18 protein-coding genes are annotated in these 15,898 nt (G+C 71.5%); 7 read left to right on the plus strand and 11 right to left on the minus strand.

Annotated features, from left to right (window positions below):
• Positions 1-11: 11 nt before the first annotated feature.
• Together ACQP0N_RS19585 and ACQP0N_RS19590 are read right to left on the minus strand one after the other, a co-directional pair.
• Positions 12-626: a hypothetical protein gene (locus tag ACQP0N_RS19585; protein WP_433112652.1), complete on the minus strand. Its 615-nt coding sequence runs from the start codon at positions 624-626 to the stop codon at positions 12-14.
• 184 nt (positions 627-810) lie between these two features.
• Positions 811-1,689: a dihydrodipicolinate synthase family protein gene (locus tag ACQP0N_RS19590; RefSeq protein ID WP_433112655.1), complete on the minus strand. Its 879-nt coding sequence runs from the start codon at positions 1,687-1,689 to the stop codon at positions 811-813.
• 71 nt (positions 1,690-1,760) lie between these two features.
• On the opposite strand from ACQP0N_RS19590, the gene ACQP0N_RS19595 reads away from it, so the two are divergent.
• From ACQP0N_RS19595 to ACQP0N_RS19610, 4 genes are all read left to right on the plus strand, one after another.
• Positions 1,761-2,678 carry a LysR family transcriptional regulator gene (locus tag ACQP0N_RS19595; RefSeq protein WP_433112658.1) on the plus strand — a complete coding sequence of 306 codons (918 nt, stop codon included), beginning with the start codon at positions 1,761-1,763 and terminating at the stop codon, positions 2,676-2,678.
• A gap of 118 nt (positions 2,679-2,796) precedes the next feature.
• Positions 2,797-4,014 (plus strand): chitosanase, encoded by a 1,218-nt coding sequence (locus ACQP0N_RS19600; RefSeq protein ID WP_433112661.1) that lies wholly within the window; start codon positions 2,797-2,799, stop codon positions 4,012-4,014.
• Positions 4,015-4,115: 101 nt separating this feature from the next.
• The gene (locus ACQP0N_RS19605; RefSeq protein ID WP_433112664.1) at positions 4,116-4,370 is read left to right on the plus strand and encodes a hypothetical protein; all 255 of its coding nucleotides are present in this window, start codon (positions 4,116-4,118) and stop codon (positions 4,368-4,370) included.
• A 131-nt stretch (positions 4,371-4,501) separates the two neighbouring features.
• Positions 4,502-5,755, plus strand: a complete 1,254-nt coding sequence (locus ACQP0N_RS19610; protein ID WP_433112667.1) for a DUF222 domain-containing protein — start codon at positions 4,502-4,504, stop codon at positions 5,753-5,755.
• 273 nt (positions 5,756-6,028) lie between these two features.
• On the opposite strand, the gene ACQP0N_RS19615 is transcribed toward ACQP0N_RS19610, so the two are convergent.
• Positions 6,029-6,907 (minus strand): aldo/keto reductase, encoded by an 879-nt coding sequence (locus ACQP0N_RS19615; RefSeq protein WP_433112670.1) that lies wholly within the window; start codon positions 6,905-6,907, stop codon positions 6,029-6,031.
• Between the two features lie 86 nt (positions 6,908-6,993).
• On the opposite strand from ACQP0N_RS19615, the gene ACQP0N_RS19620 reads away from it, so the two are divergent.
• On the plus strand, positions 6,994-7,695 hold the full coding sequence (locus tag ACQP0N_RS19620; RefSeq protein WP_433112673.1) for a TetR/AcrR family transcriptional regulator: 702 nt from the start codon (positions 6,994-6,996) through the stop codon (positions 7,693-7,695).
• Between the two features lie 189 nt (positions 7,696-7,884).
• Here the strand turns inward: ACQP0N_RS19620 and ACQP0N_RS19625 are convergent, their stop codons facing one another.
• Both ACQP0N_RS19625 and ACQP0N_RS19630 read right to left on the minus strand, forming a co-directional pair.
• Entirely contained in the window at positions 7,885-8,421 is a 537-nt protein-coding gene (locus ACQP0N_RS19625) for a pyridoxamine 5'-phosphate oxidase family protein (RefSeq protein WP_433112676.1), read from the minus strand.
• A 101-nt stretch (positions 8,422-8,522) separates the two neighbouring features.
• Complete coding sequence (locus ACQP0N_RS19630; RefSeq protein ID WP_433112679.1) at positions 8,523-9,086, minus strand: hypothetical protein; 564 nt, start codon at positions 9,084-9,086, stop codon at positions 8,523-8,525.
• A gap of 131 nt (positions 9,087-9,217) precedes the next feature.
• On the opposite strand from ACQP0N_RS19630, the gene ACQP0N_RS19635 reads away from it, so the two are divergent.
• Positions 9,218-11,110 carry an ABC transporter ATP-binding protein gene (locus tag ACQP0N_RS19635; RefSeq protein WP_433112682.1) on the plus strand — a complete coding sequence of 631 codons (1,893 nt, stop codon included), beginning with the start codon at positions 9,218-9,220 and terminating at the stop codon, positions 11,108-11,110.
• A 125-nt stretch (positions 11,111-11,235) separates the two neighbouring features.
• On the opposite strand, the gene ACQP0N_RS19640 is transcribed toward ACQP0N_RS19635, so the two are convergent.
• Complete coding sequence (locus ACQP0N_RS19640; protein WP_433112685.1) at positions 11,236-11,760, minus strand: PepSY domain-containing protein; 525 nt, start codon at positions 11,758-11,760, stop codon at positions 11,236-11,238.
• A gap of 94 nt (positions 11,761-11,854) precedes the next feature.
• Complete coding sequence (locus ACQP0N_RS19645) at positions 11,855-12,334, minus strand: GNAT family N-acetyltransferase (protein ID WP_433112688.1); 480 nt, start codon at positions 12,332-12,334, stop codon at positions 11,855-11,857.
• A gap of 71 nt (positions 12,335-12,405) precedes the next feature.
• On the opposite strand from ACQP0N_RS19645, the gene ACQP0N_RS19650 reads away from it, so the two are divergent.
• On the plus strand, positions 12,406-13,314 hold the full coding sequence (locus ACQP0N_RS19650) for a LysR substrate-binding domain-containing protein (protein ID WP_433112691.1): 909 nt from the start codon (positions 12,406-12,408) through the stop codon (positions 13,312-13,314).
• Here ACQP0N_RS19650 and ACQP0N_RS19655 read toward each other — a convergent pair.
• Genes ACQP0N_RS19655 through ACQP0N_RS19670 form a run of 4 tightly spaced genes read right to left on the minus strand, consistent with a single transcriptional unit; the run spans position 13,298 to position 15,859 of the window.
• A complete protein-coding gene (locus ACQP0N_RS19655) occupies positions 13,298-13,852 on the minus strand; it encodes a DUF5872 domain-containing protein (RefSeq protein WP_433112694.1) in 555 nt (184 codons plus the stop codon). The genes ACQP0N_RS19650 and ACQP0N_RS19655 overlap by 17 nt on opposite strands.
• Positions 13,853-13,861: 9 nt before the next feature.
• Positions 13,862-14,947, minus strand: a complete 1,086-nt coding sequence (locus ACQP0N_RS19660) for a HAMP domain-containing sensor histidine kinase (RefSeq protein ID WP_433112697.1) — start codon at positions 14,945-14,947, stop codon at positions 13,862-13,864.
• Entirely contained in the window at positions 14,850-15,167 is a 318-nt protein-coding gene (locus ACQP0N_RS19665; protein ID WP_433112700.1) for a hypothetical protein, read from the minus strand. Before ACQP0N_RS19665 ends, ACQP0N_RS19660 begins: the two co-directional genes overlap by 98 nt.
• Positions 15,164-15,859 (minus strand): response regulator transcription factor, encoded by a 696-nt coding sequence (locus ACQP0N_RS19670; RefSeq protein WP_433112703.1) that lies wholly within the window; start codon positions 15,857-15,859, stop codon positions 15,164-15,166. Before ACQP0N_RS19670 ends, ACQP0N_RS19665 begins: the two co-directional genes overlap by 4 nt.
• Positions 15,860-15,898 lie beyond the last annotated feature (39 nt).

A 15,898-nucleotide genomic window follows, 5' to 3' on the forward strand; every position in this document is an offset into this window, starting at 1 on the left:
ACGCGAGCGCCTCACGGCCGCTGGGCGACCGCGCGCAACTCGCCGAGGGTGGTGCGAAAGCCGTTGCCCGACGCCGTCGCGTCCTCGGCGCGCAGGCCGGTGACGGCCATGGCCTGCGAGCGGGTGGCCGCGACGGCGTCGTCGCCGGATCCGGTGACGTCGAAGATGCCGAAGTCGCCGCTGAGCGTCCGGTACGTCGGCGTCGCGGTCCCCGTGTCCTGGGACAGGTAGAGGACCACGTTCTGACCCACGTCGAGGGTCGACATGTGGGCCATGTCGGCCACCCCGGCGTCGAGGCTGGCGAGCGTGATCGACGCTCCGGGGCGTACCCCGGAATCGGTCCTGGCCCGCAACACCTCGTCGACGCGGAAGCCGGCGGACGCGACCTGGCCGCGTACGACCAGGTCCGCGGCCTCGGTGAGCTGCCGCACCGTGCCGTACCCGCGCAGCTTTCCCCGTGCCGGCGCGGCCGGCGCGCTCGCCGTCGGTGCGACCGCGCCGCTGGTGGTGGGCGCGGCGGCCGGCGCGGCGCCGTCGGCGCTGCCGCAGGCCGACAGCGCCGCGACGGCGAGCACGGCGGTCGCGGCGGCCCACCAGGGCAGGGTACGGCGGAGATCGACTGCCATGGAACGCTCCTCGCGATCGGTGGCGCTGCTGACGCACACGGGTTTGTGCGCTCGCAGGCACCGTCGGGGCCCGCGCGCGGGCTGACGATAGCGACCGACGCGCACGGCCGCGCAACGGCCGGATGAACAAATGATCTTCGTCTCCGACGTGTCACGGCGCGGCGTCACGACCCGGCCGGGCCGGTCACGCCGGCTCGCTCGCCAACCCGTCCAGGTGACGCAGCGCCCGTCTGGTCGCGTCCTGGTCGGCGGGTAGCAGCGGCAGTCGGACCGCCGGGGTCGGGATGCGTCCCCGCGCGTGCAGCACCGCCTTGATGACGGTCGGATTGGGGCCGGCGAACAGCGCGGTCGACAGGCCCGCGAGTCGATGACCGAGCGACCGCCCACGGACGACGTCGCCCGCCTGCCAGTGGCTGACCAACCGGACGAACTCCGCCGCCGCGACCTGGGCCGAGGCCGCGATGGCACCGTGCGCGCCGAGGGCCAGCAGCGGCGAGAGGAGCGGATCTTCACCACCGAGTACGGCGAAGCCGGTCGGGAGGTCGGCGAGGAGGTCGACCGTGTCCGCGTCGATCCCACCCGTGGCGTACTTGACGCCGACGACACCGGGCACCTCGGCGAGCCGGCGGAGGTCGTCGGCGTCGAGTTGCTGCCCGGTCCGGTACGGGACGTGGTAGACGACCAGCGGCACCGGGCTCTCCTCGGCGAGGTGGGCGAAGTGGGCGAGCACTCCCGCCGAGCCCGGACGGAGAAACGGGGGTACGAGGCTCAGGGCCGCCGTCACCTCGGGCCGCTCCCCCAGGGCGCGGACCGCCGCGACGCTGTTGGCGCCGACGAGCAGGCGCGCGCCGCGTTCCCGGCACACCTCGGCCAGGACGTCGAGGACCACGCTCCGCTCCTCGTCGCTGAGGGCGGCCGGCTCGCCGGTTGTTCCCAGCGCGACCACACCGGCCGCGCCGACGTCCAGGGCGTCGAAGGCCAGGGTGGTCAGCGCGTCGACGGCGACGGCTCCGGACCCGTCGAACGGGGTGATCAGGGGCACGTACAGGCCGGTCAGGGTCATGCCCTCACTCTCGACGGACCGAACCGGGTAGGTCCAGTTCCGATTACTCACGCAATACCTAAGCTGAGCTGATGCTTGACGTCCGTCGCCTCGTTCTGCTGCGGGACCTGGCCCGTCTCGGCACCATCGCCTCGGTCGCCCAGGCACACGCGTACACGCCGTCCGCCGTGTCGCAGCAACTGGCCGCCCTGCAACGGGAGGCCGGCACCCGGCTGCTGGAGCGCACCGGCCGCCGGGTCACCCTCACGCCGACGGCGACCGCACTCGTCCGGCACACCGAGGTCATCCTGGCCGCGTTGGAAGCCGCCGACGCGACCCTCGCGAGCGCACGCACGGGACTGCGCGGGAGCGTACGCATCGGCGCCTTCCCCAGCGCCGTCCGCACCCTGCTCCCGGCGGCGCTGGTCACCCTGGCCCGCGACCATCCGGCGCTCGACCTGATGATCACCGAGTTGGATCCGGTCGACATGCCGGCCGCCCTGCGGGGCCGGCAGCTCGACGTCGCGCTGCTGCACGACTACGACATCACGCCGGTCGCGCCCGATCCGGCGCTGGACTCGATCGCGCTGCTGGAGGAGACCGTCTACCTCGCCGTACCCCCTGGGGTCGTGCCGGACGGCGGCGGCGCCGATCCGGTCGGCGGGGCGCGCGACGCACAGTGGATCGTCGGTAGCACCGGGACGCTCTGCCACTCGGTCGCGCTGCACGTCTGCCAGCTGGCCGGCTTCGTTCCGGCGGTGCGGCACCACGTGGACGACTTCACCGCCATGCTCGCCCTGGTCGCTGCGGGCGAGGGGGTCGGGCTCGTGCCACAGCTCGCCATCACGCGGCCCTCGCCGCCGGTTCGCCTCCTCCCGCTGGCCCTGCGCCGTCGCACGAGAGTCGCCTACCGCAGGGGTGCCGGTGAGCACCCCGCGGTGCTGGCATGCGTCTCCGCGCTACGCAGAGCCACCACCGCCCTGCCCGGTTCAGCCGCGATTGACAGTTGATCGACATACTGCTATCTGTTAATACAGTTTCCTGATATTCGCGGTGCCCCGGCGCCCTCCCCCACGCCGGGCACCCGACCGGTCGGCGGCCTGCCGCCCCTTTCCCCCGAGGAACACCATGGTGCGCAAGAGAACAGCCGCCTACGCCGTGGGCACCCTGCTGATCGGCGTCGCGGCGGTCGGCTACGGCCTGCCGTCGGCCAGCGCCGCGACCGCCGGCCCGATCACCGGCCTGGCCGGCAAGTGCGTCGACGTGGCCGGCGCCAACTCGGCCAACGGCACAGCGGTGCAGCTCTACGACTGCAACGGCAGCGCGGCCCAGACGTGGACGGTGGGCAACAGCGACAGCTCCATCCGCGCGCTCGGCAAGTGCCTCGACGTCACCGCCGCGTCGACCACCAACGGCGCCAAGATCCAGCTGTACGACTGCAACAACACCGGCGCCCAGAAGTGGACCGCCGGCAGCGGTGGCGCCCTCGTCAACACCGCCTCGGGCAAGTGCCTCGACGTGACCGACCGGAGCACCGCGAACGGCGCCCGACTCCAGATCTGGACCTGCGGCGGCACCACCAACCAGCAGTGGACCCTCCCCGGCGGCGGGACTTCCACCCCCACGCCGACCGCCAGCGGCTCCACCGGCACCAACCTGGACGACCCGGCGAAGAAGGACGTCGCCATGCAGCTCGTGTCGGCGGCGGAGAACTCCTCGCTCGACTGGCGCGCCCAGTTCTCCTACATCGAGGACATCGGCGACGGCCGCGGCTACACCGCCGGCATCATCGGCTTCTGCTCCGGCACCGGCGACATGCTCGAACTCGTCCAGGCGTACACGAACACCAAGCCCGGCAACGTGCTCGCCGGCTACCTGCCGGCGCTGCGCGCCGTCAACGGCACCGCGTCGCACTCGGGCCTCGACCCGAACTTCACCCGCGACTGGCGCACCGCCGCCAACGACTCGGTGTTCCGGGCCGCGCAGGAGGCCGAACGGGACCGGGTCTACTTCAACCCGTCGGTCCGCGACGGCAAGAACGACGGGGTACGCGCACTCGGCCAGTTCGCCTACTACGACGCGGCGGTCATGCACGGGTACGAGGGCATGCGCCAGATCCGCAGCCGCGCCCTCACCCGGGCCAAGCCCCCGGCCCAGGGTGGCGACGAGCGGACCTGGCTCAACGCGTTCCTCGACGAGCGGGTCATCGAGATGAAGAAGGAGGAGGCCCACTCGGACACCTCCCGCGTGGACACCGCCCAGCGGGTGTTCCTCAACAACGGCAACTTCAACCTGAACACGCCGTTGGCCTTCGCCGTCTACGGCCAGCAGTTCCGCATCGGCTGACCCGCCGGCGGCGCATCGCGCGGTGACGACATCGATCGCGCCGCCACCCCTGCCCGGGCGGGCACGGATGGCGGCGTGATCACCATCTGACCGTCGGTCCCATGCAGCGCTACGGTGCCCCGGTGGTGGTCAACACGGTGGAGAAGTTCGGCGCGGACGATCTCCTCGAACGCGCATGGGATCTGCCGACAGCGGTCAGCGAATCGCTTCGTCCGCTCGTTCAGATGACGCCTGAGGGCTGGGTCGTGGACGCGTGGCCCATGACTGCGCGGCTTGCCGCGATCGTGCAACCGTGGGTGGACGAACCTCTCGATGTGGAGTCAGGTTGCTGGTTCGTCAGCTCCGCGCGGCATTGACGGTGCCGGCAGCGACCACTTGGCCCTCGATCGAACCGTCCGTCTCGCCGGCCGCCGAGGATCGGCACCGTCCGGACATCCAATCGATCATGATTACTGAAAGTGTCGTACGCCTGTTCTAATGTCAGGCCGTGGTCGAGGAGCTGGCGCAGGCAGACGCGGCGGTCGCCGCCTGCCTGGACGCGTCCGCCTGGAGCCTCGCCGAGCACGAACTCGTCGCTGCGCTCGACGCCACACACCGCCTCACGCAACGCCTCGCCGCGCTCGAGCTGGCCCTCGTTCGCGAGGTCGACGGCCGGGGCATGGCCCGCGCCCACGGCGCGTCCAGCACCACAGTCTGGTTGCGCGAGCGCCTGCGCCTCACCGTTCCCACCGCGCGTCGGCTCGTCGACCTCGCCGCCGCCCTCGACAACGGACACAACGGCGGAGTCCGGCAGGCGTTGGCGGACGGGAACATCACCGCCGAGCAGGCCCGCGTCATCACCGACACCGTCACCACGGTGCACGACACCGCCGGCACCGCGGCCGCCGACAAGGCCGTCGGTGTCCTCGTCGAATGGGCCGGGCAGTTCGACCCGACCCTGCTGCGCAGGTTGAGCACGCGCATCCTCGACCACGTCGCCCCCGACGTCGCCGAGGCCGCCGCGAAGGCCGCGCTCGACGCCGACGCCCGCCGAGCCGACCGCGATCGGCACCTGACGGTGTCCGAGCAGACCGACGGGAGGCTGCGACTCGCCGGCACCCTCGACGCCGAGACCGCCGGGCTGCTCCGCGCCGCCATCGACCCGCTCAGCGGCCCCACCGACCCGGACGACTCCCGTACGCCGGGCCAACGCCGCCACGACGCCCTCGCCGACGTCTGCCGACTCGCCCTCCGCACCGGCGACCTACCGGCGAACGGCGGCGAGCCCGCCCAGATCGTCGTCACCACCGGCTACGACGCCCTGAGTCAGCAGCTCGGCGCCGGCACGCTCGACACCGGGCTCTCCCTGACCCCACAGACGGTACGTCGGCTCGCCTGCGATGCCGCCATCCTCCCCGCCGTGCTGGGCGGCAATGGCCAACCACTCGATGTCGGCCGGCAACGCCGCCTCATCACCGGTCCCCTGCGGCGCGCCCTCGTGCTTCGCGACCGTGGCTGCGCCTTCCCGGGCTGCGACCGACCACCCCGCTGGTGCGACGCCCACCACATCCGGCACTGGGCCGACGGCGGCGACACCACTCTCACCAACGCCGTCCTGCTCTGCGGCCACCACCATCGCCACGTACACAAGGGAGAATGGACGGTCCGGCTTGGCAGCGACAACCGACCGATGTTCGTTCCACCAGCCTGGCTGGACCCCGACCAGATACCCCGCCGCAACCACTACCACCGACGCAACTAGGCCGTGTCCGAGCAATGATCACTTTGCTGGTTGGCGAAGCGCCAGAGCAGCGTCCCACGACGTCGCCTGCTGGTCCGCCTCTGCGTCGGGGGCGAGAGGCCGGTCCCCCGCGCGGGAGCCCTGGCGACGCCGGTTGGCCTGCTGGCCCCGCCGCGCGGCCGTCGACGGCCAGGTGGACCCTGGTCGTCGACAGGCGAAATGGCCGCCGTCTCAGAGCCCCGAAGATCATTCGTCAGATGTGGCCGGGGCCGACAGCGACATCGCGAAGCCCTCTCAGCGGTGGCCGTCAGCCGGGGGCGTGGGCTGGCTGAGGACCGCTTGCGACTCGTCGACGAGTCCGGTCAGGCGTGCGACCTCGGTGTCGGTCAACTGTTCGGCAACCTCGGAAGCGGCGATGTTGGACCGCAGGTGATCGGAACTGCTCGTGCCCGGGATGACGACCATGGAGGGCGAACGACGCAGCAGCCAGGCCAGTGCGATCTGGGCCGGTGTGGCACCCAGGCGCTCTGCCGGGCCGGTCAGCTCTGGGTGGCCGCTGAGCCGCCCGGCGGCCAGCGGGAAGTACGGGATGAAGAGGATGCCCTGGGTCTCGCAATCGGCGAGGACCTGGACGCCGCTGCGGTCAAGCAGGTTGAAGCGGTTCTGCACCGCCGCGATGGGGGTCATCTGCTGGGCGCGGGCCAGCACCTGCGGGGACGCGCCGGACAGGCCGATGCGGCGGATCAGCCCCTGGTCTCGCAGCTGGACGAGTGCGCCGAGCGACTCCTCCAGCGGTACGTCCTGGTGCGCGCCGGGGGTGTCGCCGACGAGTCGGAGGTAGGTCAGCTCACTCGCGTCCGTACCCAGGTCGGTAAGGGCCTCGTGAACCTGCCGCCGGACCGTCTCCGGGCGACCGTCGACGACCCAGGACTTGTCCGGGCCGCGCTCTGCGCCGACCTTGTTGCCCACGATCACGCCCTCGGGGATCGGTCCCAGCGCCTGCCCGATCAGCTGGTTCACCGTTCGTGGCCCGTAGGCGTTCGCGGTGTCGAAGAAGGTGACGCCCAGCTCGACAGCCAGGCGCAACACCCGCCGCGCCGCCTCCGGGTCGTCCGGGAATCCCCAGACCTCAGGGCCCGCGAGCTGCATGGCGCCATATCCCACACGATTCATCGATCTCTCCTGCCGTATCACTGCTACGGGATTTCCCGCATCGCTGACCGAACCAGTGATACGCCTTATGGCGTAGCATTGCAACCGTGGATGATGCGAAGACCCGCAGTCGCCGGCAGATCCTGGAAGTCGCAGCCGAGCTCCTGGAACGCAAGGGTGCCCAGGCGCTCTCCACCCGCGTTGTCGCAGCGGCGGCAGGCATCCGTGCCGCCTCCTTGTACCAGCTCTTCGGCGACAAGGACGGGCTCCTTTCGGCGCTGGCCATCCACGCCTTCGACCTCTACGTGGCGCAGAAGCACACCTTGTCGTCGAGCGGCGACCCGGTCGACGACATGCGCCGCGGATGGGACATGCATGTCGACTTCGGCCTGAAACACCCCGCCCTATACCTGCTGATGTACGGCACCGACCGCCCCGGCCGACGCCCACCTGCCGCGCGGGAGGCTCAGGAACTCCTCTTGACGTTCCTCGACCGCGCCGCCTCCAACGGCCGCCTACGGGTGCCGCCCGCCCTTGCCGCCCACCTCACGCTGGCAGCGGTAACCGGCACCACGCTCTCCCTGATCGGCATCCCGGAGAGCGAACGCGACCCGGAGGTCTCACCGCGCATGCGGGAAGCGCTCATCGACGCTCTGACCACCGACACGAGCCCAGTCCCGGACTCCACCCTCGCCGCTCGCGCCCTCGCACTCGATGCCACCCTCGGCGGGACGGATCCAGCGGTCGTCCCGCTCCGCCCCGTCGAGACCGCACTCCTGCGGGACTGGCTTCAGCATCTCGCCCACTAGGACGACCGTCTCAACCGACGGCACGACCCGCAACGTTCCTAGCCGGACTTCCCATCCGCCAGTATCACCGACCTGCGGCACGCCGACTTTCCACAAGAGTGGTCGCTCATCGACGCCGGATGAGTGTCAGTGCCGTTCAGCTTGGGCCGGATGACAGCGGCGCCGAGGATCAGGCCGGGCCGTCAGGCTTCAGGAAGGGTTCGGCCGATCAGGTGACGTGCGGCGCCAGACCTGGCGGGGCGCGAACCCTTCACGTCGCAGCCAGTGCTCGGTGTAGACAATCCGCTCGGGCTCAACGACCACAAGGGTGTCCTCGGGCGGCTCGGACAGCGGACGACCCCGCTCAGCGTGCTCGTTCTCCCACCGGAACGCCTCCCAGTAGTGCGCACGGTCCGGATGCGCCGGGTCAAGCACCCGGGCGGTACCGAACACCTGAGCCCCACGGCTGCTGGCCAGCCCGACCAGCGGCGCGAAGATCCCGACGGACACTCGCGGATCGGCGGCGATGTTGCGCATCTTGGGCGAACGCGGCGAGGCCGTGAACAGCACCGTGAAGTCGAGCGGGTAGTACCGCACCGGAGTGGCCAACGGGCCGTCCGGACCCGTGGTCGCGAGTACGCACATGTTCTGCGACGACAGCAGGTGGAGAATGCGCTCTTCGAGCCGTTCGCGGTCGAGCCGCCCAACCGGCGTGGGCCCGGCCAGCCATGGATTCGTCAACGACACGCGGGATTCCTGATCATGACGAGCACCCTACTCACACACCGACCGGAGCCGTCACCAAGATCGGGCAGGACACGCGCCGGAAGCGGCCACACTGCAGCGCTTCAGGCCCGTGCAGGGTCAACCATCCCGTCGTGTCCCGAGGGGCTGCCTGCTTCGTCGGGCTGCCAGTGGGTGGGACGGCCACTGGCCCCGCCCAACCACACCGACAGAGGTCGTTGCTGTCGTCCCATTGAGCGGCGCATCGCGTTGACCAGGTCCAGCTGTGCGTGGGCCGGCGCCACCATCGCCTGCTCGAATTCAGCCTGGGACAGTGGCGTCGTCGTCGTGTCCACTCCCGCGGCGGCATCCAGGAGTCCGCGCACCGCCTGGCCGAACTTGTCGATCTCGTTGGCGACGGCGCTCGGCGCGACGAGGCTGGCCGACATCAACGCCGTACTCCAGGCGCCCCAGTCGTAGTCCCAGGGTTTGCGTCCCAGGTGGGCGCGCCGCAGGATCATCGAGAAGGTGGCGTACTCGCGCAGCAGGTCCTGGTAGGCCGCGACCTGACGATCCCGTAACCAGTGCCGATCCTGCGCGCGTCGGGTGAGCATTCCGCCGACGACGACGCCGACGGTTGCCGATAGCGCGCCGCCCACGGTCGTGACGACGATGTCGAGCAACCTCATGACTCCTCCCGTGGCCGCTGGGCACGAGCATCGGCGATCGCCACCCTGATCGTCAACGACACGCCCGGCCGCGACCGACGGCTTGACCTAAAGCGCGGATGAGGTCCTAGCCTCCGGTACCGGAGGTACGCATGAGCATGGAAGTTACCGCGTGGACGTCCCTGCGCCACGCGATGAACGCGCGGGACGAGCGACCGCTGTCCCGCGCCACCCTGAAGCGGATCGCGCGGTTCGCCCGGCCGCACCGCGCACTGATCGTCAGATTCCTGCTGTTGAGTGTGGTGACGGCAGTCCTCACGGTGGCGTCGCCGATCCTCGCCGGTCGGGTGGTCGACGCGATCGTCGACGGCGCCGACGGCGGCGTCGTGGTCCGGTTGGCCGTACTGATCGCGGTGATCGCCCTCGCCGAGGCCGGCCTCGGGCTGGTGACGCGATATCTCTCCGCCAGCATCGGCGAAGGGCTGATCGTCCAACTGCGGACGGCCGTCTTCGATCACGTGCAACGTATGCCGGTCGCGTTCTTCACGCGGACCCGGACGGGCGCACTGGTCAGCCGCTTGAACAACGACGTGATCGGCGCCCAGCGGGCCTTCAGCGACACCCTGTCCAGTGTGGTCGGCAACGCGGTCACGCTGATGCTGACGTTGGCCGTGATGCTCAGCTTCTCGTGGCAGATCACGCTGTTGGCGCTCGTCCTGCTGCCGATCTTCGTGCTACCGGCCCGCCGCATGGGCTCACGGCTCGCCCGCCTGCAACGTGAGGCGGCCGAGCACAACGCGGCCATGAGCACCCGCATGACGGAACGGTTCTCCGCGCCCGGCGCCACCCTGGTCAAGCTGTACGGGCGACCGGCCGAGGAGTCCGCCGAGTTCGCCGCCCGGGCACGGCGGGTACGGGACATCGGCGTCCGTACGGCGATGCTCCAGTGGGTCTTCATCACCGCGCTCACCGTGGTCGGCTCGCTGGCGCTGGCCCTGGTCTACGGGCTGGGCGGCCTGTACGCCCTGCGGGGCAGCCTCGACGCCGGGACGGTGGTCGCCCTCGCGCTGCTCCTGTCACGCCTCTACGCACCGCTGACATCGCTGGCCAGCGCCCGGGTCGAGGTGATGAGCGCGCTGGTGAGCTTCGAGCGGGTCTTCGAGGTCCTCGACCTCAGGCCGCTGATCCTCGACAAGCCCGACGCCCGGCCCCTTCCCGACGGGCCGGTCGCGGTCGAGTTCGACGGGGTACGGTTCGGCTACCCGGCCGCCGACCGGGTGTCCCTCGCATCCCTCGAGGACGTGGTGAAGCTCGACACGCGTGGCGGCGAGGACGTGCTGCACGGGGTGTCGTTCCGCGCCGAGGCGGGCCAGATGGTCGCGCTCGTGGGCTCCTCCGGGGCGGGCAAGTCGACGATCGCGCAGTTGGTGCCCCGCCTGTACGACGTCGATGACGGGACCGTGAAGCTCGGCGACGTCGACGTGCGCGACCTGTCCGCCGAGTCGATCCGGACGGCGCTGGGCGTGGTCACCCAGGACGGGCACCTCTTCCACGAGAGCATCCGCGCCAACCTGGCGTTCGCCCGGCCCGACGCCGGTGAGGACGAGATGTGGGACGTGCTGCGGCGGGCCCGACTCGACGAGCTGATCCGTACGCTTCCCGACGGTCTCGACACCATCGTCGGCGAACGCGGCTACCGCCTGTCCGGCGGCGAGCGGCAACGGTTGACCATCGCACGACTGTTGCTGGCCCGGCCGCGCGTGGTCATCCTCGACGAGGCCACCGCGCACCTCGACTCCACCTCGGAGGCGGCGGTCCAGGACGCCCTCGCCGAGGCCCTGACCGGCCGCACGAGCGTGGTCATCGCGCACCGGCTCTCCACCATCCGCGCGGCCGACCAGATCCTCGTCGTGGAGGCCGGCCGGATCGTCGAACGCGGACGACACGGCGACCTGCTCGCGGCGGGCGGTCGCTACCACGAGCTGTACCGCACCCAGTTCGCCCAGGACCAACCGACGATCCAGGAACAACGCGTGCCGATCTAGCCAGCGTCCCCACCGAAGACCGCGCCCAGCAACGCCCCGGACGGCACCAGCGCCAAGGGCCGCGCGACCGGCACGGTCGCCGCCCGCCTCGGGTTGACCCCGGGGCGGGCGGCGAGATTCGACGATCAGTCGTCGTCGCCGTCGTCGTCGTCCGCGTCGTCGTTCTTGTCGTCGGCGTCGTCGTCGGCGTCGACCGGTTCCTGCTCGGCCTTGACCACCGAGCCGTTCTCACGGTCGACGTCCACCTCGTGCTCGGTGTCGCCGACGACGACCTCGACGCTCCAGACCGCACGGCCGTGCTCCTGCTCGGCCTCGATCTCGACGATCCGACCGCCGCCAGCCTTGGCGAGCGCGATCTCCCCGGCTCGCTTCTCGTCGACAGCGGCACCGGCCGGCGCCCCGCCCGCAGACGGGGCGTCACTTGACGACGGGGCACCGCTCGTCGGCGTACCCGACGCAGTGCCGGTCGACGACGGACCGCCGGTCGCCGGCGCGGCGGTGGTGCTGTCGACCGTCGGCGCGGCGGTCGCGGCGGCGAGCGTCGTGTCGGTGCGCGAGTCCCTCGCGGCGGTGACGCCGAGCGCGGCCCCGGCCACCGCCAGCACCGCCGCCCCGCCGGCCGACGCCAGGAGCAGATTGGTCCGCTTCATCGTGGTGTCCACCTTTCCTCGGTTGTCGACTCCGAGGATCGGCGCAAGCGGGATAGCGGCGCGCTGTCCCAACGCTAAGGCCGGGTTAAGCCGGTCAGAGCGCCATGCGCATGAAGACGTCGGCACGGGCGTACGGTGCCAGCGGGATCTGTTCCGCGTCCACGTGCTGGAAGCCGGCCGTCTCGTAGAGGTGCACGGCGTTCGGGAGCTTGGTGCTGCTGCCGAGGAACAGGGTGGCCGCGCCGAGTTCGCGGGCGCGCGCGATCGCGGCCTCGATGAGTTGCCGGCCCAGGCCCCTGCCGCGCAGCGCCGGAGTCACCGCCATCTTCGACAGCTCGAAGACGTCCGCCGAGCTGCGTACCAGGGCGACACAACCGACGATCTCCCCGCCGTCGCGCAGGACGAGCACGTCGCCGCCCGGTTCGACGATGGCAGCGAACGGGTCGCCGAGCGTCTTACGGTCCGACTCCTCGATGGTGAAGCGGTGGGAGATCCACTCTTCGTTCAGCGTCCGGAAGGCCTCGGCCTCCTCGGGGGTCGTCATGGACGTGACGGTCAGCGTGCTCGGATTCATGACCCCGATTCTCCGGTCACCCTTATTCGAACGTCCAATATCTTGTTGGGACTGATTCGTATCCTCGACGTATGGATCCCGAGTTGCGCCACCTGCGGTACTTCGTCGCGGTCGCCGAGGAGCTGCACTTCGGTCGGGCCGCGGTGCGACTGCGGATGGCCCAGCCGCCGCTGTCGCAGCAGATCCGACAGCTCGAGGCGATGATCGGTACGCCGCTGTTCGTCCGCACCTCCCGGTCGGTGGCGCTGACGCCCGCCGGTGAGGCGTATCTCGTCCGGTGCCGGCGCGTGCTGGCCGCCGTGTCCGACGACGTGCACGAGGCGAGCCGCATCGGACGCGGGGAGCAGGGACGCTTCGACATCGGCTTCGTCAGTTCGGCGATCCAACTCGGCCTGGCCGGTCCGATCCGTCGTTTCCGGGAGCGCCATCCGGCCGTCCACCTACGTCTGCACGAGGCGTACACGGCGCAGATCGTCGACCGGCTGTTGAACGGCGAGGTCGATCTCGGCGTGGTTCGGGACGCCGACGACCACGACGACCTGGTCGGCGTCACCTTCGCCACCGAGTCCTTCGTCGCCGTCCTGCCGGCCGACCACCCGCACGCCCGAGGCCGCGCGATCGACGCGGCGGTGCTGCGGAACGACCCGTTCGTCTTCATCCCGCGGGTGGCCGGCGAGCGGGCCTACCAGCGCAACCTCCGGCCGTGCCTGGAAGCCGGCTACACGCCGAGCATCGTCCAGGAAGCCGGCAATTGGACCACGGTGGTGCACCTGGTCGCGGCCGGCCTCGGAGTGACGATCGCACCGGCGAGCATCACCGCCGTGGCGCCGCCCCCGGTCGCGGTGCTGCCGTTGACGGGCACCGAGGCCACCACCGAGGTACGGATCCTGCGTCGCCGGGATGACGACCGGGTCACCTCGACCGGCTTCGGGACCGCAGGCCGATCTCCGGACCTGCTCGCGGCTAGCCACGCCGGTTGAGTTCCGCCTCCAGCCGCTGGACGAGGGTCTTGCGGTCCTTGCCGGCGTGCTCGTTGCGCAGCGCGGTCCGGAGCTGTCGCGTGTCGAGGCCACGGACGAGTCTGCTGGCCTCGGCCACCGACATCTCCGACATCCGGCCGGCGGTGGTGGCGTCGCGTCGTGCCTTCTTGGCCGGGCCGGTGTTGGCGACGTACTGCCGGCCGGTCCGGGACGCCTCCCGCTTCTTGGTGTCGGTCGCGCGCTTCTGGCTCTCGGACATCTCGTCCCAGGCCTTCTTGGGCAGGTAACGGCTCGTCGTGCCGTCCTTGCGGGCCCGGGCGTCGCCCTCCTTCGTCTGCCACTTCTCGTTGCCCCAGCGCTGCAACGCCTTCTGCCGCTCGTCCTTTTCGCCCAGGAATCCACCGCCGCGCCGCTTGTACTCCTGCGTCACCAGCTGTGACTTGCGCGCCGACCACTGACCGGGCTTCCCGCCCTTGTCGGACGCCTTGATCTCTTCCTTGATCTGCTCTCTGAGCTCGGGTTTCGTATACCGCGCCATGGGTGGCAGCTACCCGGCAGCGCAGCGGCTATGCCTGGCGCTGCGGCGGCGGGCCGAGCCGCAGCAGCACCTGCGCCCCGCCTTTCGGGCCCGGGCGCAGCTCCAGCCGGCCGCCGCCGGACTGGGCGGCGCGGCGGGCGATGTCCAGGCCGAGCCCCGTCGAGCCGGCCGCGCTGGCGCCCCGCTGGACGGCGCCCGGCGGCAGCCGGGGCCCTCGTCGGCGACGGTGAGCAGCACCTCCCCGTCGTCCCGCGCGAGCCGGACGGTGAACGGTGTGCCGTCGGGGGTGTGCGCGAAGACGTTGCCGAGCAGGGCGTCCACGGCGGCCGTCAGGTCGTCGGCGGCCACCCCGACGGTCAGCGGGCCGGGGGCCAGGTCGAGGTGGACGGCCCGGCCGGTGTCCTCGGCGAGCACCGACCAGAACGCGACCCGGTCGGCGACGATCGCCTCGGCGTCGGACGCGACCGCGCCCGGCACCGGAGCGCGACGCCAGCGGGCCTGCTGGATCAGCCCGGTGACCGCCCGTTCGAGCCCGTCGGCGGCGGCCGTGATCCGGGCCGCGTCGTCCGGGTCGCGCAGTGACTCCGCCTCCAACCGCAGCGCCGTCAGCGGTGTCCGCAGCCGGTGGGACAGGTCCGCGACCTGCTCGCGCTCCTGGAGCAGGAGGACCTGGATCCGGCCGGCGAGGTGGTTGAGCGCCCCGGCGACCTCGCGCAGCTCGGCCGGGCCGGCGGGTACGACCCGGGCGTCCAGTTCGGCGTTCGCCAGGCGGTGCGACACGGCGGACAGGTCGCTGATCGGCCGCACCAGCGTGCGCGCCAGCCGGTCGGCGACCGCCAACCCGATCAGCACCAGCACCACACCGAGCAGCGCCAGCACCAGCCAGGCCCGGGTCACCCCGGCGGTCAGCTCCTGCCGGGGCACCACGATCCGGATCACGCCCGTGCCGTCCGCCCGGCCCTGCACGGCGATGACCACCTCGCGGCCGGCAGCCGACTCACCGGTGAGGCTCTGCCCGCGTGCGGCCAGGGCCACCGCGGGCGTACGGGGCGCCTGGGCGCCGAGCACCGTGCCGTCGGGCAGGAAGACACTCACCGGTCGGCCGGACTCCGCGGCGAGCTCGCTCGACGGTGAGCCGGATGGTGGGCGCGTCGGCCGTACCGACCACCGGCACGAGGCTCTGCGCGTCGGCGGTGGCCCGCACGGTCGCCCGGTCCTGGGCGACGGTGCGCACGAGCAGGGCCAGCGGCACCAGGAACGCGACGAGCGTGAGGACGCTGACCGCCGCGACCAGCAGCGCCAGACGCGCCCTCACGGGCGGGCCATGGGCGCTTCGAGGCGTACGCCGACGCCCCGCACGGTGTACAGGTAGCGGGGTTGCTGGGCGGTCTCCCCCAGCTTGCGGCGCAGCCAGGACAGGTGCACGTCGACGGTCTTGTCGGCCCCGCCGTACGGGATCTGCCAGACCTCGGTGAGCAGCTCGCGTTTGGTGACCACCTGACCGGGCCGCCCGGCCAGGTGGTGCAGCAGGTCGAACTCGCGCGGCGTCAGCTCCACCAGCGTGCCGTCCAGGGTGACCTGTCGGGACCGGGGATCGACGCGCAGGCCGCCCACCACGAGGGACGGATCCTGCGCGTCGACGCTGGCGGGACCTCGTCGCAGGACCGCGCGGACGCGCGCGTCGAGCTGCGCGGCGGTGAACGGCTTGACCACGTAGTCGTCGGCGCCCGCGTCGAGGACCCGGACGATCTCCGCCTCGTCGTCGCGGGCGGTCGCCACGATGACCGGCACGGAGCTGACCGCGCGCAACATCCGCAGCAGTTCGCGTCCGTCCAGGTCGGGCAGTCCCAGGTCGAGCACCACCAGATCGGGCCGGTCGTCGAGGGCGTCGCGCAGCCCCGCCATCGCCGTCGAGGCCGCGGCGACCGCGTGGCCGCGTTCGCGCAGCCCGCGCAGCAGCGGGGTACGGATGGTCAGGTCGTCCTCGATGAGCAGCAGGCGGGCCACAGCAGGCAGGCTAACCGCTGTCACTGCCGGCGCGGCGCA

Origin of the sequence: Micromonospora sp. CA-246542, from assembly GCF_050942905.1 — a bacterium.
Lineage (GTDB): Bacteria > Actinomycetota > Actinomycetes > Mycobacteriales > Micromonosporaceae > Micromonospora.